This window comes from Ilumatobacter coccineus YM16-304 (assembly GCF_000348785.1).
In the GTDB taxonomy this organism is placed as follows: Bacteria; Actinomycetota; Acidimicrobiia; order Acidimicrobiales; family Ilumatobacteraceae; genus Ilumatobacter_A; species Ilumatobacter_A coccineus.
This window is the reverse complement of the sequence record NC_020520.1, coordinates 225925-246931: the sequence shown is the minus strand read 5'-3', so window position 1 is coordinate 246931 and position 21007 is coordinate 225925. Positions and strand designations below refer to the sequence as shown.

Here is a 21007-nt window from a genome sequence, read left to right as displayed (position 1 = left end):
GTGGATACTGCGCGATTTCGCGCGTATTCGCGAAGATTTCTGACACCACAAACCGTCACCATCCACCACTCTCCGGCAGGAATGTGATGCAATTCCGTGCACCAACAGACAGACAACGGAAAAGGCCCTCACCGGCGGTAACCGGTGAGGGCCTGTGTTCGACAGCTGGCATCGCCAACGCCGAAACGCAACCCGCAACCTACACGGTTCGGGTCGGGCGCGATGCAAGCCGACGGACTCCCGTTCAAACGAACAAGGAGTACCGATGTCAACAGCATGCGGGCAAGCCAGGCGTCCATCGACCGAGCCCTGCCATATTGATTCCGAGGTCAAGAATCGCTCGGGCCATCCGAGGTGGTGGTGCTACACGCACGGCGCACCCGCCTGGGGTGCCGGCGGAACGCGGCTGCGGGAATGCCCCGGCGCCAACCGACCCGAGCCTCCACCAGACGAGATCCTCGAGCTTGATGTCGATAGCTATCTCGGCGGCGTCGGTCTCTGGGGCGCAGTACACCCGGTCATCAACACAGGACCTCGGGTGAAGGAGTGGGGCATCCACGTTCATGCACGCGACCGACCAGGAGGAGCGAAGGCCATCGACGACACTTTCGAACGCGTCGTGCTGAGGGGCAGCTCGGAGACGATCGAAGTGGACGCGCTCGCGGCCACGTCGTACCTCGTCGCCAATGTCTTTGATCTCGAACTCAAGCGACTGGGCTGCCCCCACTGCGGAGGGATCCACCTGGATGCTGAAGAATTCGCAGCGGAGGCGCACAGAAAGCACCAGTGCAACCATTGCGGGCGACATTTCTTCGATCCGGATGGCGAGCCCTCGATCTCCAATCCACTTGCCGGCCTGTCGGAGTCCTTCGGCAGGAGGGGCGGCGTGACAACGTCACAAGAAGCCCTCAGTATCAAGCAATCCGATTTCGGAGGCATCGCAGTATGGGGTTCCAACGAAGCGCTGCTGTGGACCGCAGAGCGACCGGAGGAGTCTGGCGTGCACGTCCACGCTTGGTCTGACGCAGGAGCCCTCGTGATCGACGACACGTTTGGGCGAGTGTCGATCGACGGTGAGCAATTGAATCCCGAACAAGTACGCGTTCTGATGGTGCAACAGTCCCTGAGCTTCTTGCGGGACCGCGTGGTCGACCTCGCATGCACCGGATGCGGTACGCCGCACTTTGACGTTGGCCTCGATGGCCTTCGGCCCCATGATCTGCATATCTGCCACCACTGCGGAGCCGAGTTCAAGGGCCGAAGCCGCTACCGCAAGGTCGTATCCAATCCGGCTGTTGCGTTGATTCGGCGGCTGTCCAGCCACACGCCGTAGCTGCAGCCAACGAGGCGATCCGCCCAGGGCGCCGGCGCGTCGGGCAGAATCCACAGATGCCGATACCTCTCACAGCCAGATGGGCCACGAGTCCGCGCTGCGAGGTATTCCGCACCGTCTACCAGGAGGCAGACGCGGGCCGGTATACGAGCTGGAACCAGATCGAAGAGGCGTTCCTGGCATCCATGTCGTCGTTCGACACGTCGATTGCTGCGTCCACGGGGTCTGCCCTGACCGACGACGAGAAGTCCGAGCTCGGCGCTGACCTGCAGAACGGCAAGGGCGACTTCTTCAACGATCTCTTGGTGCTGCTTCTTGAGCGTTGCTCGGGCGTCGACCTGCTGACCACCCGACGCGTCGTGCCCGGCCTCATCGTTCCTCGGCACAACCTCGACGGCGTGTACCCGGCGACGGGCCAGGTCCGCTTCATGCTTGAAGCGAAGATGATGGGGACGCCGAAGCACATCAACAGCCCAAAGCAGAAAGCGATCGGGCGCCCCGGTTCTGCCGACATCGACAAGCGCGTGAAGGAGCTCGCCTTCAAGTCCATCGACCTGAAGGGCGAGTTCAGCCGGCTGCAAACGATGCATGGAACGGCTCCACGGAGTGGCGGTGCTGGCGGTGGCGACTTGACGACGTGGCTCCGATCGGTTGACCCGAAGATCTACTTCTTCATTGCCGTCCGAGTGGTCAGCGATGCAGATTTCGAGCGCACGATGGAGTGGGCATCGACAGCTCAGCAGGTGCTCGACGCGGTCGGCGTTTACTGCTTCGAACCGACAGACGACAGCTTCACCACCTATCGGCGCCGCGATGGCGTCCCGGCAGACCTCCAGCTCGAGCGCGTCCTCTACAAGGCGTGCGTCGACCTGCAATCAGTGAAGGACCGAGCAGCCGACGACGCCTGAGTCGAATCAGCTTGAGACCGAAACGTTTGCGTCGATGCCGTACAGGCGACGAGCCACGGCGCTTGCGCTCACTCGATCGCGAGCCTCAAACGCCCGCCCCAGCTGAGCTTGATCCCGCTTGCTCATTGACTCGATAGCTGGAACGCGAATACGGCGGAGGTATTGCGCCTGGAAGCGGTAACAACCGCCGCGCATCTTGACGCAATAGGTAGCGACGAACAGCTCGGCGATGTCGGAGAGCAGGAGTCCGCCGAGGACCTCGAGGTCCCACTCGTCGGAAGTGATGAAGTAGAGGCCGTGGTGCGGGTAGTGCTCGCCACGGTCCAGCACCGGCTGGATGAACGCCTTCAGCTCCGGGATGACCAACTTCTCTCGATGTTGGAGGCCAGGCTCGACACGATCGATGGTGCGATACCAGCTGCCTGGGTTCTTCCGTGCAACGTGTCGGCCTCGAACATCGGACGACCGAGACTCAAGGTACGTCGCCAAACGTGGATAGTCGTCGAGGTTGACCAGTCGGCCGTCGTCCCAAGGATTGACGAGGTGAGTGCCAGACCAATTCGGTTCACCGGTTGTCGTGTCTCGAGTCATCAGAAGTGGCAGCAGCCGGTCGGACTCGACCAGGTCTGGATCGTCGGTCAGGTAGACCGAGTCGGCTCCGCTCGCAACGCCGATGCCGACGCGGGTGCCAGTCGCCGGATCCTGCAGCGGCGGGAATCGACGCTCGAGATCGGCGACAAGCGCAAGGTTCGCTGGATCGCCCGACGGCCACGACAGCTCGGAGTCGAACCACTCGGGGAGCTTGACCGCAGACATGGCCTTCGTGGAGACGGACTTGCGACGCGAACTCACCCACTTGGTCAGCGACGGCGCATTCGCTTCGCCGAACGCCTTCGTGGCATTGGCGACAACGGCGTTCGACTGCTCGGCCCGACGGATCACGGTGACGGCCGGATAAGCGGAAACCGATTCTTCGAAGGCGTCGACATCATGCATCGACACGATTGCCTCGACGGCATAGCTCGCCGAGACAAGCCGGCGGAGGTCAGCGCCGTACTGGTTGTGCATCCAGCGGTCGGCGACGATGAAGCCGAGCACTCCGTCCGGCTTCAAGATCCGGAGACCCATCTCGATGAAGCCGACGAAGATGTCGCTCCGCCCGCGCATCGTCGGACACGCTCGGCGGTAGGCGGCACTCCGAGCGGTGGGGACGTCCTCGAGTCGGATGTATGGCGGATTGCCGAGAACGAAGTCGGCAGCGTCTTCGCCATGCGAGGTGAGGAGGAAGTCGCCGCAGTGGACGCAATCCGTCGAGATCGACTTGGCCTCGGCATCGCCGAGGCCGGCCTCCACCAGAGCTCCGGCGACAGCCTTCTGAGCAAGTTCTGCGTTCGTTGGGAGAAGGTCAAAAGCTCGGAGTGCTGAACGGATGTCGGTCAGCGGACGCTCGTGGATTCGACAGGATTCGATGAGCCGCTCGGTCATGGGAGCGAGGAAGGCGCCCGAGCCGCACGACGGTTCGACGGCGACCATGCCTCCGAGATCGCGATCGATCGTGAAACCCGAGAGGTCGAGAATCAGATCGACGACCCAGCGGCGGGTGAAGACTTCACCGTGCTCGCCTTGCTCGTCGATCTGGAACACGTGTGGGTCTACTTCCTGCCCCAAGTCGAGGCTCAGTTGTCTTTCTGCGTACCGGCGGACCCCGGACATCGCGTACCTCCAAACTACTCGTCGTGGATTGGGGTCCGCTGGAACCGAGGGTGATCACTTGATGACCATCATGACGGATGGGTGTCGCAGAGTCGCTTGTAGGCGCTACCAGCTCCCCAGAACCGACCGACGAACTAGCATGGGATCGTGAAAGTCGACGTCTGCGTAGTTGGTGCTGGACCCGCAGGAACGTCGACCGCGCTTCACCTCATTCGTGAGGGACTAAGCGTTGCATTGCTCGACCGCGCGACGTTTCCACGCGACAAGTGCTGCGGGGACGGATTGACGAGTCTCGCTCTACGCGAGCTCCGGCGACTTGATGCACTTCCCGATCACCTCAGTTCGTGGCGGACGATCGAACGTGCTGAGGTCGTGTCACCATCCGGGCGAAGGCTCGGGTTAGACCTTCGGCGCCAGCCTCCTATCGCGGCTACCGCTCGCCGCATGGAATTCGATTCGTTCCTCCTTGAGCGTGCTGAGCAGGCCGGAGCAATGGTGCGGACCGGGAGCGGAATCAGCGACATCCGAGTTGACGATTCGTCGGTTCGAATCACCTCCGACGACGCCCGCGTGGTCGTTGCGCGGCACGTAGTCGGAGCTGATGGTGCTCGATCAACCTTACGGAGGCTGCTGACTCAGAACACCGAGCATCGAAATCAACGACATGATCTTCTCGCCATGCGGGCCTACGGCACCGAGCAAGCTGACGTGCGATCTGACGTCCTGCGCGTCTGGTTTCCGCCGGACCTCATTCCCGGATACGTATGGTCGTTCCCTTCCGGCAAGCGTGAGATCAACTTCGGGATCATGGTGAATCGCCGACACTTCGGAAAGACTGGCCAGTTGCGGGCCGTGTGGGACAAACTGTCTGCGGGCTCCTCGGCAATCCCCATCGACCAAGTCCAGAACCCAAAGTCGTGGCCGATTCCGTCAACACTGAGACTGAACCGCCTTTCAGACTCTGGAGCACTCTTTGTCGGCGATGCAGCCGGGCTTGCAGACCCAATGACCGGCGAAGGCATCGGGCAGGCTTTGGTCAGCGGACGGTACGCCGCAGAGTCCATCGCTCGCTCGAAACCGGGTCAACGAGAAGGGGCTGCGGCCGAGTATCGGCGGCGGATCAGTCGCGTTCTCGTCGCCGAACATGAACTATCGGCGAGCCTCGTTCGACCGCTTTCGCACGCCCGACTTCTCGACAAAGGACTCCAGGCCGTAGGCGTGGTGCCTGGAGCCAAATCGTTCTTTGCTCGATGGATGTTCGAAGACGTACGCCGAACGTCGGCCGCCTTGCCTTGCCGTTGGACGGCAGCGGCTTAGGCCAACTGCCATGGCGGAGCGGTTTGAACAGACGCCCAGTCGTCAGGGCGGAATCGGGCGGGCCTGGATTCTCGCTTCAGCAGCCGTGTTGGCGGCACTCGCTTGCGGCAAGCGCAAGAACGTCGAGTCGTCCTGCCACATCTGTTGCGACTGCCGAGCGGACACAGCTAAGTGCGAGTCGGACGCTCCTGATCTTAGCGTTGCCGCTCCGACCCCCGAAGGCGTCGACACCGTTGACGTGAATCAGCTTGGCGCTCTCGGCCCGAACACAACGCGAACTTCCGTCCACGGCCCGAGCAAACCACTCGAGATTCAACAGTTTATGGCGTCATCAGCTCCAAGGATTCTGTCCATTCGGATCCTCAGTTCGCTCGCAAGGCTGCTCACGAGGTCGACTCGGTATCCGCTGAAGCTCGTACACCTTGCTATTGCCGCAGCTGTCCTTTCTGCGATCCCGGCAATTCTGGAAGTCTCCCTTGGCGGAGGCGGCGGTTTCGAGACAATTGGCGATCGCCGATCGGGCATTGCGTTCGTCTACTTCTATGCCCTAACTCTTTTGTGCCTTTGGTCACCTCACTACACGTGGAACCGGCTCACCGAGCTGTCTGCTTCGCTTGACACCGCTATACCCAACCGGGCAGATCGCCTCGATGTCGCAAGCTGGCTAGAGCGTCACTCTCGTCCAATGAGATACTTCCCGCTGTGCCTCATTGTGGGCGTATCTAGCACCGTTGTCTCGGTCGCTTGGCTCGGCCCTGCCTTGGAGCCAGACGTACCGTTCTCCATCGGATCACACGCGGCGATATTTCTCGTCGCCGTATTTGCCTTCGAGAACCTCTTGTGGGTGATGAGGCTTCCTAGGCTGGTTTGGGTTATCTCACGAAAGCGTTTGGATCTCTACTGGCACAACCCAGCTTCGACGCCCGCTATTGATCGACTGACGCGTTTGCTCGGCTCGACGGCTCTACTCGGGCTGCTAGGTGGCGCTTCGATCGGGTTGCCCATCGTCTACGCGTGGTCATTCCTTCGCGCCACATCCGGCGCGGCAATCGTGTGGGTCGCGCCCGTGGCAATGCTTGCCACGTTCCTCCTTACTGGGCTCCTGCCGCAGTACGTCGCATACCAAGCCGTAGCCGAGTCGAGGCGTCGCGCACTCCAAGACCTGATTGGACAGTATCCGGACGTCTCCCTTGCACGGCCCCCACATGACCGGAGCGCTATCGAAGCAGCAAGAATTTGGGCGCTGGTCTACGACGCGCCTTCTTGGGTGTTCCGACGGGAAACCGTCGTTCAGTACGGAGCAGCTCTCTTGGCTACGGCGATCACACTCTTCGTAACGATCGCAATAGGGGCGACGACGTGATCCACCGAGACGACACTGCAGCCCGTTTCGATGGCCTTTTACCAATCGATTCCCAATCCCCGACGAACAGTTGGAGGCCCTACTTGCAGGTGCGGCCGCAGAGCTTGACGGGAGTGTTCCGGCCAGTCGGTGGCAGCCTCAGTGAGGTAGGCGAGGGGTTGTTGCCACTCGGGGTTCTCATTGGCCTTCATGATGTCGACGGACCTGCTTAGCTCGATGTCACCAGCCAGTTCGCCCGCCGCCCATTCGCGCCAGGTCAAGAGAGCACTGTCGAGCTCGGCGAGGCGGTCGAGGCGGATCTCGTTTCCGCTCCAACGGTAGATGGTTCGGAGAGTGCTGATCGACGATTCGCCCCTGTCGATCGCCGCGCGGGAGGCGTCGATCTTCTGTTGTGCCGGAGCGGCGAGGGTTTTCGCTTCGCCGAGTCGCTCGTTTACAAGTCTCAGCTCTTCGTCGGCCCGTTTGGCGTCTCGTCGTGCCGCACGCCGCTTCACACGGCCAGAGCGCTCCAGTCGGCGGTGAGCTGACCACATCTCCTGCTGCGCGTTCTTGACGTCCTGACGCGCCTGATCGAGCGATGGCTGAAACGGCGCCATCGCTCGCTGCGCTGCGAAGAGGTCGACCTTCGCCGCTGCGATGCTCACTCGGGCCCCGTCGACCTCTCGGAGTTCACGATCGACCTCGACGTTCGCCGCCGCGAGTTGATTGGCGACATCAGATTGGAGGTCGGCGAACCACGATGGAATGGGGCAGCGCATCGTTCGCTTCGGCCGGTGCGGCGCAGCAGCTCGTTCCATCTCGGCCAGGAGTCGGCGTTGCCTCGATTCGACAGACCGGTCGCTTACGACCCTCTGTTGGCTGCCCGACGATCCTCCGCATAGCGATAACCATCGAAGGCGCTTAGGACGATCAGTGGACGACCCTACGGAATGGCCAGTCCGAACCCGTTGACCTCGCTGGGGCGCAGTATGCCATCGGTCGGAGCGCCACTGAGTTTGGGATAGAGCATGTCGAAGTCCAGCGTGGTCACGGGCATGATCGTCGACGTGCTGCGTGACTGCTGGGTCAATCGAAAGAGCTGATCTAGGCGGCTCCCCGAGAACACTGCGTCCGCGGCGACGACGGTCAGATTACCGAACCGTTCAGCGAGTTCGCCGATCTGATCGACGAGCGCTCGTAGCTGCTTGGCGTCGAAGGTTGCTTGACCTGTGAGATAGGAGCACGTCACGAATAGGTAGCCGACACCGCTATCAAGCACTTCTGATTCAGACATTTGGTGCTGGTGTTTCACGACATGCATCGCGTCGCCGAGCGGCGCCAGCATCCGTCTGCAGAGCTTCCGGGTCTCGTGGTGATGATCGTTTCCGACGTATCGGATGTCGCCAAAGCCGCTTTCGGCGAATGCGAAGGCAACACTTCCCGCACCACAGCCCACATCGACGATCGTCACGGGTTCCTCACGCCCGACGCCGACGACCACCTCCTGGAGAACTCGGGCAAACGCGTTGATGTGCGACCGTTGATACACCATCGCCTGCCACAGCGCCGCCGCCGGCTCGTCGTCAGCCGACACATTCCCTCGATCGGCAAGTAGTCGTTGCGTCGCGGTGTTCACCGCCTGGTTCCACTGTTCGACCAACGGCGGTTCCGCGATCGGTGCTCTCACGTTCTCGTTGAACTGAGACGACCAGTCGAGCATGGGTCCGAGTTCTAGCCCAGGCAGCGGCCACGCTTCAACTGCCAGGTTGATGATGCTCAACAGCGGGATCATCCGCGGGTCATCTACGCTCCTCACCAGCGACGCGTACACTGACTGAAGGAGGGCGACATGGATAGCCAACTTCAACTTCTGCTCGAAGAGCCGCTCGAAGATTCGGACAACGTCACGCCTGACGGCATGACGTTCACTCCCGGCTACGTGTCGCCTGATGAGGAGCGCGACCTGTTGAACAGCATCGACAATGCGTCTTGGGATGAGAGCATGGCTCGACGGGTTCAGCACTACGGCTGGCGCTACGACTACAAGCAGCGCAAGGTTGAACCGTCGAGTTATCTCGGTCCTCTCCCCGCATTCCTCGGTCCGCTCGTCGACCGGATCAACCAACAATTCGGCTTGCGGGCAGACCAGGCGATCATCAACGAGTACGAACCAGGACAGGGCATCGCCCCACACGTCGACTGCGAGCCGTGCTTCGGTCCAGTCATTGCGATGCTAGGACTTGGCTCTGACGCGCAGATGGATTTCGGGCGCCACGGCGAAACGCTCCCGCTCCTGTTCCAGCGGCGCGGACTGCTCGTCGTCGAAGGCGACGCCCGCCACCACTGGACCCACGGCATCGCCCGCCGCCGAACCGACAAACTGTTCGGCACCCGTCGCGCGCGACGCGTCTCAGTCACCCTCCGACAGATCGTTACCGAGTAAATTCGGCTGAACCGCCTGGTCCGCCTGTACAGGCTGCGCGCTCGGCGTGGCGGCTCGAACGCCCTGATCCAGTCATGCGCAATGTCCGGATACTCCTTGAATTGCAATACCGGTGTTGTGGCGTCAAGGCATCCGCCCTCACGAGCGCTGCCAGTGCGTCGGCGTTACTTACGACCGCAAGGTTAGAAGTCCGCTAGAAGTCGACCCTCAGACGCGAAGAAATCCCTTGCACTGCAAGGGATTTCTCGTGCGCGAGGGGGGACTTGAACCCCCACGCCCTTTCGGACACCAGCACCTGAAGCTGGCGCGTCTGCCATTCCGCCACTCGCGCAAAGTGGACAGCCAAACGCTAGCGGCCGCGCGGCGCGTTCCACACCGCTACGTGGCGGGGTGACGGGACGGGCGGCCAGTACGATCGTGTTCCAGTTATGGGATTGCAGTCAATCGAACGCCGTTTGGAGCGTATGGTCGAGGGCGTGTTCAGACGTTCCCGCGGGTCCATCCGCCCCATCGAGCTCGGTCGACGCCTCGTGCGCGAGATGGACGACAACCGCACGGTCGACGTCAAGGGCCGTCGCATGGTCCCCAACGACTTCACCGTGCTCCTCGCCCCCGCCGACCACTCCAGCTTCAACGACATCGAAGACGCGCTCATCACCGAGCTCTCCGAAGCCGCACGCGAGTACGCCCGCGAAGAGGCGTACCACTTCATCGGCCCGGTCCAGGTGCGGCTCACCGTCGACAACGGACTCAAGAACGGCCGCTTCGGCATCGTCTCGCAGCTCAAGCAGGCCGCCAACGGCGTCGGCGCCGGATCGCTGGTCATGCCGTCGGGCCAGCGCGTCAGCCTCGGCGACCACGTCACCAGCATCGGCCGCCTGCCCGAGTGCACCATCACCCTCGACGACGGCAACGTCAGCCGCGAACACGCCCGCATCGCTCCCGGTGCCGGCGCCTACGTCGTCACCGACCTTGGCTCCACCAACGGCACGCTCGTCAACGGCGTGCGCGTCACCGGCGACCAAAAGTTGTCCGACGGCGACATCGTCAGCTTCGGCTCCACGCACGTCCGCTTCGAGGCGAGTTGACGGTTCGGGCCACCCCGCACCACAACGCATCCGCCATGCAGCTTCACCATTCGGATACCTCACGATGAGCGATCAGGTCCTCAACGTCTTGAAGCTGACGCTGCTCGGCCTCGTCTACCTCTTCTTCGCACGCGTGCTCTGGGCCGTGTGGAGCGAAGTGCGCACACCGCCCGCCCGCCCGGTCGCGCAACCCCAACCCAACGCGCCGGCCAACGGCCCGTCGGCGGCCACCCAACCGATGCAACGCGGCGCCGCACCCGCCCCGGTGCAGGCCACGAGCGCCAGCAAGCAACGCCGCCCCGCGAAGGGCCGTCGGGGCCGCGCCGCCCGCCTCGTCATCCTCGAACCCCGACACCGACGAGGTATGGCGATCGCCCTCACCGGCGAGATCACCCTCGGCCGTGACGAGCAATGCACCATCTCGATCCAAGACGACAGCTACGTTTCACAACTCCACCTCCGCGTGTACGACTACGACGGCCAACCGATGGTCGAGGATCTCGGATCGACCAATGGCACCTTCCACAACGGCAACCGACTGCGCGGCTCCAAACTGCTCCACCAAGGCGACCGCATCCAGGTCGGCACGACCGTGATCGAGGCGCAATGAGCCACTCCTTCTCGAACGGATGTCGCCGTGGCTGAACTGAAGTGGGGCGCCGGAACGCACCCGGGCCAGATCCGCGCCCAGAACGAAGACAACCTGCACGTCGCCGACGGCGTGTTCGTCGTCGCCGACGGCATGGGCGGCCACGAAGCCGGCGAAGTCGCCAGTCACATCGCCGTCGAGCGCATCCGTCAGGCCCTCGAGACCGACGGACACCTCACCGCCGAACAGGTGGTTGCGTCGATCACCGAGGCCAACGGCGACATCTTCCGCGCCGCGATCGCCAACCCCGGTCAGGCCGGCATGGGCACCACGGTCACCGCGATCGCGGTGATCGAAGACCCGATGGCGGGCCGCGGCGCACCCAACATCGACGACAACGACCCGATCGACACCGACCCCGACGGCAACCCGCGCGTCACCCCGGTCGTGCCGCTCGAGCAGCCCGAAGCGTTGGTGCTCGCCAACGTCGGCGACTCGCGCACCTACCTGTTCCGCCACGATCGCCTCCGCCGCGTCACGGTCGACCACAGCTACGTGCAGGAGTTGGTGGCCACCGGCCACATCACCGACGACGAAGCTCGCTATCACCCGCGCCGCAACATCATCACCCGCGCGCTCGGTATCGAACCCGACGTGAAGGTCGACTGGTGGACCCTGCCGCTCATCCGCGGCGACCGGTTCGTGCTGTGCAGCGACGGCCTCGTCGACGAGGTCACCGACGACGAGATCACCGAGACGTTGCGCTCGCATCCCGACCCGCAGGAAGCGGCCGACCGACTGATCCACCTCGCCAACGCGGCAGGCGGGCGCGACAACATCACCGTGGTCGTGGTCGACGTGCTCGACGGCGACGACCCGCCCGACCCGACGCAGGAGATCGACCTCGTCCCCCAGTGGGCCGACGACACGGTGCCGACACCGTTCCCGCCCCCCGTGGTCGGTGAACCGGCGACCCTCGCCGAGCTCGGCGGCGGCGAGGATGCCGACGACGCCACCCCCGGCAAGCGCAGACGACGCCGCGACCGGCGTGCCAACGCGGCCAAGCAGGCTGCGGAGGCAGCAGCCGCACTCGAAGCGCTGAGCCACCCCAGCGACGACGACGCCGACGGCAACACCACCGGCGACGAGTCCGGCGAGTCGAGCGACGCCAAACCCGGCAAGGCGAGGCGGCCTCGTCTCGGCCGCGCCATCGCGATCTTCGTCGTCGTGGCCGCACTGCTCGCCGCAACGGTCGTCCTCGGCGCGTGGGCACGTCGCGGCTACTACGTCGACTTCGACGACGACGGTGATGTGACCGTGTTCCAGGGTCGCCGCGGCGGAGTCCTCTGGATCGACCCGACCGTCGAGAGCGGTGGCCCCTCGCGTGACGACCTCGACGATGCCAGCATCGACCTGGTCGACGAGCACCCGACGTTCTCGTCGCGCACCGATGCCGAAGCGTTCGTCGCCGGCCTCGACCTCGCCGACGAAACCCACGAGACCGACGCCGACGCTCTGACCGACGACGACGTCGACCCGGACGTGACCGACGAGTCCGACACCGACGAGACACCGGCCACCACCGAGGGCTGACCCGACATGTCCGAGACGTTGACGGGTGACCTCGACGTCGAGGTGGTCGAAACCAAGCGCCAAGCGCGGCAGCGCCGCCGCGCCGAACTCGCACTCCCCCGGCGCCGCCGCAACGCCGAGCTCACGCTGATCATCATGGCGGGCCTCATCACCGGCGCCGCCTACACGCTCGCCGCACTCGGCACCAACGCCGAGATCCCGCCGGGCATCGTCGTCTTCGTCGCCTTCCTCCTCGCGCTGCTCGTGTGCGCGCACCTCGTGGTTCGCCTCGTCGCCCGCGGCGCCGACTCCACACTGCTGCCGCTCGTCGCGCTGCTCCACGGCATCGGCTTCGTGATGATCACGCGCCTCGACGACCAGCTCGCCGGCCTCCAGTCGATCTGGAGTCTCGTCGCCATCGCCGTGTTCGTCGCCACGCTGCTGGTCGTCCAACGCGTCAACGACCTCGCCCGATACCGCTGGCTCCTGTTCTTCGGCGGTGCCGGCGCGCTGCTGCTGCCGCTCGTGCCCGGCCTCGGCGCCAACATCAACGGCGCCCGCATCTGGGTGAGCCTCGGGCCGATCAACTTCCAACCAGGTGAGTTCGCCAAGATCGCGCTCGCCATCTTCTTCGCCGCCTACCTCGCCGACAACCGCGAGGTCATCGCGGCACGAACCTGGAAGATCGGCCCCATCCGACTCCCCGAACCGCGCTACATCCTCCCGATCGGCGTGGCGTGGGGCTTCGCCGTGGTGGTGATGGTCGCCGAACGCGACCTCGGCTCCTCACTGCTCTTCTTCACTCTGTTCGTGGTGATGATGTGGGTCGCCACCGAGAAGGTCGCCTACCTCTGGATCGGGCTCATCCTGTTCTCGGGTGCCGCGTACTTCTCGTGGAGCCAGTTCACGCACGTCAAGACTCGCGTCACGATCTGGCGTGACCCGTGGTCGGACTCGCTCGACAAGGGCTACCAGATCGTGCAGTCGCTGTTCGGTCTCGCGGACGGCGGACTCACCGGCACGGGACTCGGACGCGGCAACCCCAACCAGGTGCCCGAAGCGCAGAACGACTTCATCTTCGCGTCGATCGGCGAAGAGCTCGGCCTGATCGGCGCCACCGCGATCCTGATGTCGTACCTCCTCATCGTCGGCGCCGGGTTGCGCACCGCGCTGCGCACCGACCGCACGTTCGAGAAGCTGCTCGCCGTCGGCCTCACCACGATCGTCGGCGTCCAGGCGTTCATCATCATCGGCGGCGTCATCAAGGTCGTACCGCTCACCGGCATCACCCTCCCGTACGTCAGCTACGGCGGCTCGTCGCTCATCGCCAACTACATCCTGCTCGCACTGCTGATCCGCGTGTCGGACTCCTCCGCGCGCCGTCTCGGCGAGATGCCCGACGAGCCCACCACCGGCGAGCGATGGGCGGCGTGGCGGCTCCGTCGCCGCGTCCGCAAGGGCGAACTGCACCCCGGCGAAGTGGTCAACGCATGATCCGCCACGCGCACCCGGGCGCCCGCATCATTCGGTGTCTGACACCCGATGATTTTCGGGTCGGGGGGATCTGGTGAACCGGCAGATTCGACAGCTCGCAGTCGGGTTGATGGCGTGCTACCTCGTGTTGTTCGTGGCGCTCAACTACTGGCAGGTCGGCCAGGAGGAGGAGCTCAACGCCAACGTCGAGAACACGCGCGCCGTGCGACGCGAGTTCAACAAGCCGCGCGGGCCGATCGTCACCGCCGACGGCGTGGTCGCCGCGCACTCGATCGAGACCCCGCAGGCCGATGGCAGCGTCCAACGACGCCGCGAATACCCGACCGGCGACCTGCTCGCGCACGCCACCGGGTACTTCACGTTGAGCTTCGGGGCGACCCAGGTCGAACGCCTCTACGGCGACGTGCTCACCGGGTCGACCACCGAGCAGCAGGTGCGCAGCCTCGGCGACCTACTCTCCACAGAGGTCGACAACAGCGGGTCGGTGCAGTTGGCATTGCGCCACGACCTCCAACAGGTCGCGAAGTTCGCGCTGGGCGGACGGACCGGATCGGTGGCCGTGATCGAGGTCGAGACCGGCGCGGTACGCGCGCTCTGGTCGAACCCGAGCTACGACCCGTCGACCTTCGTCAACGAGCCGTTCAGCGAAGCGCAGGAGACGATCATCGCGCTGCAAGACGCCGACGACGACCCGCTGCTCTCGGCCGCCTACCAGCAGCGCTTCATGCCGGGCTCGACCTTCAAGGTCATCACCACCGGCATCGGCCTCGAAGCCGGCGTCATCGGCCTCGACTCCGAGTTCGCTCGCGAAACCGAGTGGGTGCCGCCGCAGACCGACGACCCGATCCAGAACTACCGCGGCTCGCAATGCGGCGGCGATCTCGCCGAAGTGTTCCGGCGCAGCTGCAACATCCCGTTCGCCCAGATCGCCGTCGAACTCGGCCCCGACGGGATGATCGCGGGCACCGACGCGTGGGGGCTCGACGCAGAACTCCCGATCGATCTGCCTCGCCCGGCGGCGAGCACGTTCGGCAACACCGACGACCTCGACCAGCAACTGCCGCTGCTCGCCATCCGTGGCTTCGGCCAGAACGAAGACCAGATGGTGCCGCTACACATGGCGATGGTGGCGGCCACGGTCGCCAACGGCGGCCAGATGATGGAGCCCTACGTCGTCGAGGCGACGTACGACCATCAGGGTCGTGTGCTCGATCAGACCGAGCCGTCGGTGTGGAAGACGCCCATCTCGGCACAGACGGCAGCGACCCTCACCCAACTGATGACCGGCGTGACCGAAGGCGACCGCGGCACCGCCCGCAGCGTCACGCTCGACGGCGGCGTGCGTTTCGCGGCCAAGACCGGCACGGCCGAACTCGGCATCGTCGACAACCCCGACCTCGTCCACGCCTGGATGATCGCGTTCGCTCCGCTCGAGGCACCGAAGTACGCCGTGGCCGTCGTGCTCAACGACCTCGAGTCGACGCAGGCCGACGCCGCAACCGGTGGCCGCGAAGCCGGCCCCGTCGTCAAAGGCGTGCTCGACTATCTGCTCACCGGTCCCGGCGCGAACGTGGTGCTCGACTGATGCGCCCCACCACCCGGGTGTTTGCGTCACCATCCCACCCCTTCGGGTGTTTCGCGACCCCCTGTGGGCACGGAAACACCCGAGACCGGCGGCGGGCCACGAAAACACCCGACTGGGGTCGAGGTTGGAGCGAACAGGGCTGCAGCGGTCGGGCCGATAACCTCGTTCGACGGCTCACACGGCCGCCGATCGCGACCAACGCGGCGGCTGTCGCGAGAAGAGCAACGACGGAACTGTGACGAACCAAGGCGAAGCAACGGTCATCAACGACCGCTACGAGGTACACAAGCGCATCGGGCGCGGCGGCATGGCCGACGTGTTCTCCGCGCGCGACCTCCTGCTCGATCGCCAGGTCGCCATCAAGGTCCTGTTCCCCGAGTTCGCCACCGACGAGAACTTCGTCGAACGGTTCCGCCGCGAAGCGCAGTCGGCGGCCAACCTGTCGCACCCCAACATCGTCAACGTCTACGACTGGGGCAAGTACGAAGGCACCTACTTCATCGCGATGGAGGAAGTGAAGGGCCGCACCCTCGCCGACGTGTTGAAGTCGAACCGCCAGCTCACGTCGAAGCAGGCCGCCGAGATCGCGAGTGAAGTCGCGGCGGCGCTCGGGTTCGCCCACGAGAAAGACGTGGCGCACCGAGACATCAAGCCGGCCAACATCCTCATCGGCTCCAACGGCCAGGTGAAGGTCGCCGACTTCGGCATCGCCCGAGCCATGAACGCACCGACCGAGGCCAACCTCACGCAGGCCGGGTCGGTCATGGGCACGGCAACCTACTTCTCGCCCGAGCAGGCGCAAGGCGCTCAACCCGACCCTCGCAGCGATCTCTATTCGCTCGGGATCGTCATGTACGAGATGGTCGCCGGGCGGGCACCGTTCACCGGCGACAACCCGGTCAGCATCGCCTACAAGCAGGTCCACGATCTGCCGCAGCCGCTGGTGCAGATCGTCGCCGATGTTCCGAAGCCGTACGAGGCGATCGTCGCCAAGCTGCTCGCGAAGGACCCCAAGCTGCGCTACCCGAGCGCCGGGGCGCTGCGTGACGACCTCCGACGGTTCCGCAACGACGAACCGGTGCAGGCGCTCGTCGCCGCGGTCACCGCCAAGGCTCGACCCAACGGTCAGGCAGGTCGCGGTGCGGCCGCGACCGGCGCGGTTCCGCAGTCGGCCCCGCCCACCGCGGTCAACCCGCTCGACCCGGCCGCAGCGGCCACCACGATGAACCCGGTGCATCCGCAGGCGTCGGCGGTTCCGTCGACCGGGATGTACGAGGCGGGCTACCCGACGGGCGCCTCGACCGAAGCCGCGTACTACGACGCGGGCGGCTCGCGCACCGGGTGGTACGCGCTCGCTGCGTTCGTCGCACTCGTCGCACTCGCCATCGGCGGTGTCCTGCTGTTCCAGGCACTGAGCTCGCCCGAGGAGACCGCCGAACCATCGCAGTTCGAACTCGCCGACTACGTCGGTCGGTCGCGCGAAGACGTCGTCGCCGAACTCACCGCGCTCAAACTCAACTTCGAGACCATCGCCGAGGAGAACGCGGCGGTGCAGGTCGGCTTCGTGCACCGCACCGAGCCGCCCGCCGGCGAGATCGTGCTCGAGGCACAGCAGATCCTCGTCTACTTCAACCCCGACCCGCAGTTGCGTCCGATCCCGCAGGTGGTCGGCATCTCGCTCGAAGACGCGATGGAGCGCATCGAAGCCGACGGGTTCGACGTCGGCACGATCACCAACGAACAGACCGACAGCCGCGAAGAGAACACGGTGCTCGCCTCCGATCCCGAAGCGGGCACGCCGGTCAAGGAGGGCACCGTCGTCGACCTCGTCGTCGCGGCACCGCCCGACAGCCTCCAGATTCCCGGGTTCATCGTCGGCCAGACCCAGTCCGATGCGATCACGGTGCTCGAGAACGAGCCGTACAACTTCGAGGTCACCGTCGCCGAGGTCACGAGCGAGTCGATTCCTGCGGGTCAGGTCATCTCGATCGCACCCGGCCCGGGCGCGCTGGCACCGAAGGGCGGCCCGGTCACGATCACCGTGTCGATCGGTCCGCCTCCCGTCACGGTCACGGCGGTCGAAGGGCTCACCGCCGGCCAGGCAACCAACAGCCTCCGCAATGCCGGGCTCGAGGTCGTGATCGTCAATCAGGAAGTTCGAGCGGGCAGTTCCGACGACGGTCGGGTCATCTCGCAAGACATCGATGCCGGCACGCAGGTACCGCGCGGCACCACCATCACCCTCACGGTCGGTCGCTCGCTCGAGATCGCCACCACGATCCCGCCGACGCTGCCGCCCACCACCACGGCACCGACCACCACGGTGGTCACCACCACCGCCGCGCCCACCACCGCGGCGCCCACCACGGCGGCACCCACGACCGCCGCTCCGACCACGGCGGCTCCGACCACCGCGGCACCCACGACCGCGGCGCCGTAGCGGGCCGTCCGCCGTAGCCGCGGGCCGTCGATGGTGGGGGAATCCCCACCTCCGATCGGCCAGCGCGCTCCATCGCATCGAGCAGACCGTTCCGCGCACGATCGGTGCATGGAACGAACACCTCTCATCTCGGCCCGCGATCTCACCCGTCGATGGGGGTCGGGCGACAGTGCACAACTCGGCGTCGACCAGGTCGACCTCTCGATCGGCCACGGCGAACTCGTCGCGATCACCGGACCCTCGGGTTCGGGCAAGTCGACGCTCGGCGCGCTGATCGCCGGCATCGATCAGCCGACCTCCGGGTCGCTCGTGGTCGATGGAGAACGCATCGACCAGATGCGCAACGACGCGCTCGCACGCTGGCGCGGACGCACGGTCGGCATCGTCTTCCAGGACTTCCACCTGCTGCCGACGCTGACCGCCGTCGAGAACGTCGAGTTGGCGCTGAAGCTGAGCGGCACGAAGATCGGTCGGCGCGAACGGCTGCATCGCAGCGCGCAGATGCTGTGCGCCGTCGGGTTGGGCCAGAAGACGAAACGCCTCCCGAGCCAGCTGAGCGGTGGCGAACAGCAACGGGTCGCCGTGGCGCGAGCGATCGTGACCCGCCCGAAGCTCATCGTCGCCGACGAACCCACCGGCAGCCTCGACCGAGCCGCGGGCGAACAGATCGCGGCGCTGCTCACTCGCGAGGCACACGACGGGACGACGGTCGTGATGATCACGCACGACGAGGCGATCGCCGATGGCGCCGACCGACGCATCGGCATGGTCGATGGTCGGGTCACGATGCACACCGCATCGGGCGTCGACCTCCTGCTGGCGCCGCTGGTCCAGCCGGGCGCGCACCCCACCGACGCGCCGGCTGCCCTCGCAGGATCGGGCGCACGATGATCCGGCGACTGTTCCGAACCGTGCGGCGCTCGCCGGGCCGCATCCTCACCAGCGTCTTCGCGCTGGCACTCGCGGTGGCGGCGATCGGCGTGTTCGCCATCCCGACGGTGGCGACGAGTTCGCTGCGCGACGCGGCCGAACGCGACGGCGTCGCCAACATCATCGCCGGCACCACCGACACCGGAGCGGTGCCCGTAGCCGACCTGCTCGCCACCGTCGACAACGTCGATCACGTCGAACCGCAGATCGTGATCGAAGCACCGCTCGTCGACGGCGGCGCCGTCACCGTGGTCGGGCTCGACCTCGGCCGCCAACAGATCGACATCGTCCGAGCCACGAGCGGAGAACTCCCCGACCGCCCGTCGGAGGCGATCGTCGCCGAAGGCAGCGCTGCCATCGGCGACGTGGTCGACGTCATCGGAGTCGACGGCGACGTCGCGTCGTTCGAGGTCGTCGGTCTGGGAGGAACCAGCTTCTTCGTCGACTCCGACGTGCTGTTCACCACGCTCGACGGCGCCCGCGACGTGAGCACGCTCACCGGCATCAACCGTGTGGCGATGTCGACCGTCGACACCGACTCGGCATCGCTGAGCGCCACGGTCGACGACGTGCGGACCGCACTCGCAGCGGAGGGCATCGCGCTCACCCACTTGCCCGAGACGATCCCCGACGGGATCCACCCGGTCGAAGCGGAGATCGAGCAGATCAGCATGCTGATCGGCCTCCTCGGCATCGTCGCCGGGCTGGTCGGCCTCGTCTTACTGGCCTCCACGACCAACACGCTCGTCATCGAACGCACCCGGGAAGTCGCGATCATGCGTGCGCTCGGGTCGCCCCCGCGAGCGCTGCGGCGCCGGCTCCGTCGCTTGGCGCTCGGTATCGCCGCCGCAGCCGTCGTGCTCGGCGTGCCGCTCGGCGTCGTGCTGTCGAACGTGATCGCCAGGTTGGTGCTCCAGGAGTTCGTCGGTCTCACCCCCGGCATCGCCGTGTCGGTTCCGGTGATGGTGGCGAGCGCCGCCTTCGCGCTCGTCGGTGCTCGGCTCGTCGCGGCGCGGGCCGCGCGTCGCGTCACCAAGCTGCCCCTCGCGACCGCACTCCGCGATCGCAATGGTTCACCGTTCGGCCGCCGGGCGAGCGAGCGCATCGCGGCTCGGGTCCCGCTCGGCGGACTGCTGAGTCGTTCGGCGCTCCGCAACGGGGTGCAACGGCGAGCCCGGTCGCTGGCGATCGCCACGCAGATCGGCGCGGCCGTCGCCGCGCTCATGATCGTCAGCTCGATGGCGACCACGATCACCGACTTCAACGACGCCGAACTGGAGCCGTGGCGCTGGTCGACGGTGACCTCGGTCGCCGGCCCCGGCCTCGACATCGACCCGCGTGTGGTCGACGGCGACCCCACCAGCGAACCGGGCATCGTCGTCGGGGCCAGCGCCTTCGACTGGGAGATCGACGTCTTCGGTTTCGTCGCCGACACCGAGATGGTCGATCGTGACGTGCGCAGCGGCCGCTGGTTCGAGGCCGCCGACGAAGCGGTCGTCTCGGCCGGGTTCGCCGAACACCTCGACCTCGAACTCGGCGACGAGATCGACGTGCTCCTCGCATCGGGAACCCATCGATACGAGATCAGCGGGCTCCACCCCAACCGCGGACGCGAGATCTACGTCGACATCGACGAACTCGCGAGCGACCTCGGTGGCCCCGGCCTCGTCAACCGCATCTACTCGTCGGCGCCCGGCGGGGCTTCGGAGCTGCCCGACCTGGGACTCGGCGGCGTCGTCGAGGTCACGTACTTCGACGAGCTGACCGCCGACGACACCGGCCGCAACGCGGTGCTGCTGATCTTCGGCGCCATCGGTCTCGTCGTCGTCTCGGTCGCCGGACTCGCGGTCGCCTCCGGTCTTGCGGTGAGCCTGTACGAACGCCGGCACGAGTTCGCCGCGCTGCAGGCGATCGGCGGCCGCCGCCGTCACGTGTTCCGGCTCGTCATCGCCGAACTCGGAGCACTCCTCGTCGGCGGGCTGGCCATCGGCCTCGTCGGCGGCTACTTCGGCGGGCGGGCGATCGCCCGATCGTTCGAGGTGTCGAACGCGGTCGAGATCGGCTTCACCTTCGCCCGCGGGGTGATCCCCGTCGTGGTGGCGGTGGTGGCGATCGGATCGATGCTGCTCGCCCTCACCATGGTGCGGACCGCCACCCGACGACCGGTGGCGCTCACGCTCCGGGGCAGCGCGTGATCACAGCTGGAGCGGGGAGCAGCTCGTCGTCGACGCCGTCCGAACACGTCGTGCGATC

Annotated in this window: 16 protein-coding genes and 1 tRNA gene; 13 read left to right on the top strand and 4 right to left on the bottom strand. The window is 65.7% G+C overall.

Going from position 1 to position 21007, the window contains the following annotated elements; all coding sequences use genetic code 11:
* Positions 1-265: 265 nt before the first annotated feature.
* Both YM304_RS01120 and YM304_RS01115 read left to right on the top strand, forming a co-directional pair.
* A complete protein-coding gene (locus YM304_RS01120) occupies positions 266-1333 on the top strand; it encodes a hypothetical protein (protein ID WP_015439787.1) in 1068 nt (355 codons plus the stop codon).
* Between the two features lie 56 nt (positions 1334-1389).
* The gene (locus YM304_RS01115; RefSeq protein WP_015439786.1) at positions 1390-2241 is read left to right on the top strand and encodes a hypothetical protein; all 852 of its coding nucleotides are present in this window, start codon (positions 1390-1392) and stop codon (positions 2239-2241) included.
* Between the two features lie 6 nt (positions 2242-2247).
* Here YM304_RS01115 and YM304_RS01110 read toward each other — a convergent pair whose 3' ends face one another.
* Positions 2248-3885: an Eco57I restriction-modification methylase domain-containing protein gene (locus YM304_RS01110; RefSeq protein WP_015439785.1), complete on the bottom strand. Its 1638-nt coding sequence runs from the start codon at positions 3883-3885 to the stop codon at positions 2248-2250.
* A 216-nt stretch (positions 3886-4101) separates the two neighbouring features.
* On the opposite strand from YM304_RS01110, the gene YM304_RS23565 reads away from it, so the two are divergent.
* Together YM304_RS23565 and YM304_RS01105 are read left to right on the top strand one after the other, a co-directional pair.
* Positions 4102-5271, top strand: a complete 1170-nt coding sequence (locus YM304_RS23565; RefSeq protein ID WP_015439784.1) for an NAD(P)/FAD-dependent oxidoreductase — start codon at positions 4102-4104, stop codon at positions 5269-5271.
* A gap of 685 nt (positions 5272-5956) precedes the next feature.
* Positions 5957-6634: a hypothetical protein gene (locus YM304_RS01105; RefSeq protein ID WP_041297880.1), complete on the top strand. Its 678-nt coding sequence runs from the start codon at positions 5957-5959 to the stop codon at positions 6632-6634.
* Between the two features lie 38 nt (positions 6635-6672).
* Here the strand turns inward: YM304_RS01105 and YM304_RS01100 are convergent, their stop codons facing one another.
* Together YM304_RS01100 and YM304_RS01095 are read right to left on the bottom strand one after the other, a co-directional pair.
* Entirely contained in the window at positions 6673-7431 is a 759-nt protein-coding gene (locus tag YM304_RS01100) for a hypothetical protein (RefSeq protein WP_015439782.1), read from the bottom strand.
* 125 nt (positions 7432-7556) lie between these two features.
* Positions 7557-8405, bottom strand: coding sequence for a class I SAM-dependent methyltransferase (locus YM304_RS01095; protein ID WP_015439781.1), 849 nt, complete (start codon positions 8403-8405; stop codon positions 7557-7559).
* Positions 8406-8462: 57 nt separating this feature from the next.
* On the opposite strand from YM304_RS01095, the gene YM304_RS01090 reads away from it, so the two are divergent.
* A complete protein-coding gene (locus YM304_RS01090; protein ID WP_015439780.1) occupies positions 8463-9056 on the top strand; it encodes an alpha-ketoglutarate-dependent dioxygenase AlkB in 594 nt (197 codons plus the stop codon).
* Between the two features lie 248 nt (positions 9057-9304).
* Here the strand turns inward: YM304_RS01090 and YM304_RS01085 are convergent.
* Positions 9305-9387, bottom strand: a tRNA-Leu gene (locus YM304_RS01085).
* A gap of 97 nt (positions 9388-9484) precedes the next feature.
* On the opposite strand from YM304_RS01085, the gene YM304_RS01080 reads away from it, so the two are divergent.
* The 8 genes from YM304_RS01080 (at position 9485) to YM304_RS01045 (ending at position 20949) form a co-directional block, all read left to right on the top strand.
* Positions 9485-10144, top strand: coding sequence for an FhaA domain-containing protein (locus tag YM304_RS01080; protein WP_015439779.1), 660 nt, complete (start codon positions 9485-9487; stop codon positions 10142-10144).
* A 64-nt stretch (positions 10145-10208) separates the two neighbouring features.
* Positions 10209-10754 carry an FHA domain-containing protein gene (locus YM304_RS21675; RefSeq protein ID WP_015439778.1) on the top strand — a complete coding sequence of 182 codons (546 nt, stop codon included), beginning with the start codon at positions 10209-10211 and terminating at the stop codon, positions 10752-10754.
* Between the two features lie 27 nt (positions 10755-10781).
* A complete protein-coding gene (locus YM304_RS21670; protein ID WP_015439777.1) occupies positions 10782-12326 on the top strand; it encodes a SpoIIE family protein phosphatase in 1545 nt (514 codons plus the stop codon).
* Positions 12327-12332: 6 nt separating this feature from the next.
* Complete coding sequence (locus YM304_RS01065; RefSeq protein WP_015439776.1) at positions 12333-13799, top strand: FtsW/RodA/SpoVE family cell cycle protein; 1467 nt, start codon at positions 12333-12335, stop codon at positions 13797-13799.
* A gap of 73 nt (positions 13800-13872) precedes the next feature.
* Entirely contained in the window at positions 13873-15384 is a 1512-nt protein-coding gene (locus YM304_RS01060; protein ID WP_015439775.1) for a peptidoglycan D,D-transpeptidase FtsI family protein, read from the top strand.
* A gap of 235 nt (positions 15385-15619) precedes the next feature.
* A complete protein-coding gene (gene pknB, locus YM304_RS01055; RefSeq protein ID WP_015439774.1) occupies positions 15620-17824 on the top strand; it encodes a Stk1 family PASTA domain-containing Ser/Thr kinase in 2205 nt (734 codons plus the stop codon).
* A gap of 108 nt (positions 17825-17932) precedes the next feature.
* Positions 17933-18715, top strand: coding sequence for an ABC transporter ATP-binding protein (locus tag YM304_RS01050; protein ID WP_015439773.1), 783 nt, complete (start codon positions 17933-17935; stop codon positions 18713-18715).
* Positions 18712-20949, top strand: coding sequence for an ABC transporter permease (locus YM304_RS01045; RefSeq protein WP_015439772.1), 2238 nt, complete (start codon positions 18712-18714; stop codon positions 20947-20949). The genes YM304_RS01050 and YM304_RS01045 overlap by 4 nt, the downstream gene beginning before the upstream one ends.
* The last annotated feature ends 58 nt before the right edge of the window (positions 20950-21007 follow it).

Excerpts from the sequence above, each read along its gene's own strand:
- YM304_RS01120 (WP_015439787.1), top strand. The coding sequence starts at position 266 with ATGTCAACAGCATGCGGGCAAGCCAGGCGTCCATCGACCGAGCCCTGC.
- YM304_RS01115 (WP_015439786.1), top strand. The coding sequence starts at position 1,390 with ATGCCGATACCTCTCACAGCCAGATGGGCCACGAGTCCGCGCTGCGAG.
- YM304_RS01105 (WP_041297880.1), top strand. The coding sequence starts at position 5,957 with ATGAGATACTTCCCGCTGTGCCTCATTGTGGGCGTATCTAGCACCGTT.
- YM304_RS01100 (WP_015439782.1), bottom strand. The coding sequence starts at position 7,431 with ATGGAACGAGCTGCTGCGCCGCACCGGCCGAAGCGAACGATGCGCTGC.
- YM304_RS01095 (WP_015439781.1), bottom strand. The coding sequence starts at position 8,405 with ATGATCCCGCTGTTGAGCATCATCAACCTGGCAGTTGAAGCGTGGCCG.
- YM304_RS01090 (WP_015439780.1), top strand. The coding sequence starts at position 8,463 with ATGGATAGCCAACTTCAACTTCTGCTCGAAGAGCCGCTCGAAGATTCG.
- YM304_RS01080 (WP_015439779.1), top strand. The coding sequence starts at position 9,485 with ATGGGATTGCAGTCAATCGAACGCCGTTTGGAGCGTATGGTCGAGGGC.
- YM304_RS21675 (WP_015439778.1), top strand. The coding sequence starts at position 10,209 with ATGAGCGATCAGGTCCTCAACGTCTTGAAGCTGACGCTGCTCGGCCTC.
- YM304_RS01065 (WP_015439776.1), top strand. The coding sequence starts at position 12,333 with ATGTCCGAGACGTTGACGGGTGACCTCGACGTCGAGGTGGTCGAAACC.
- YM304_RS01050 (WP_015439773.1), top strand. The coding sequence starts at position 17,933 with ATGGAACGAACACCTCTCATCTCGGCCCGCGATCTCACCCGTCGATGG.
- YM304_RS01045 (WP_015439772.1), top strand. The coding sequence starts at position 18,712 with ATGATCCGGCGACTGTTCCGAACCGTGCGGCGCTCGCCGGGCCGCATC.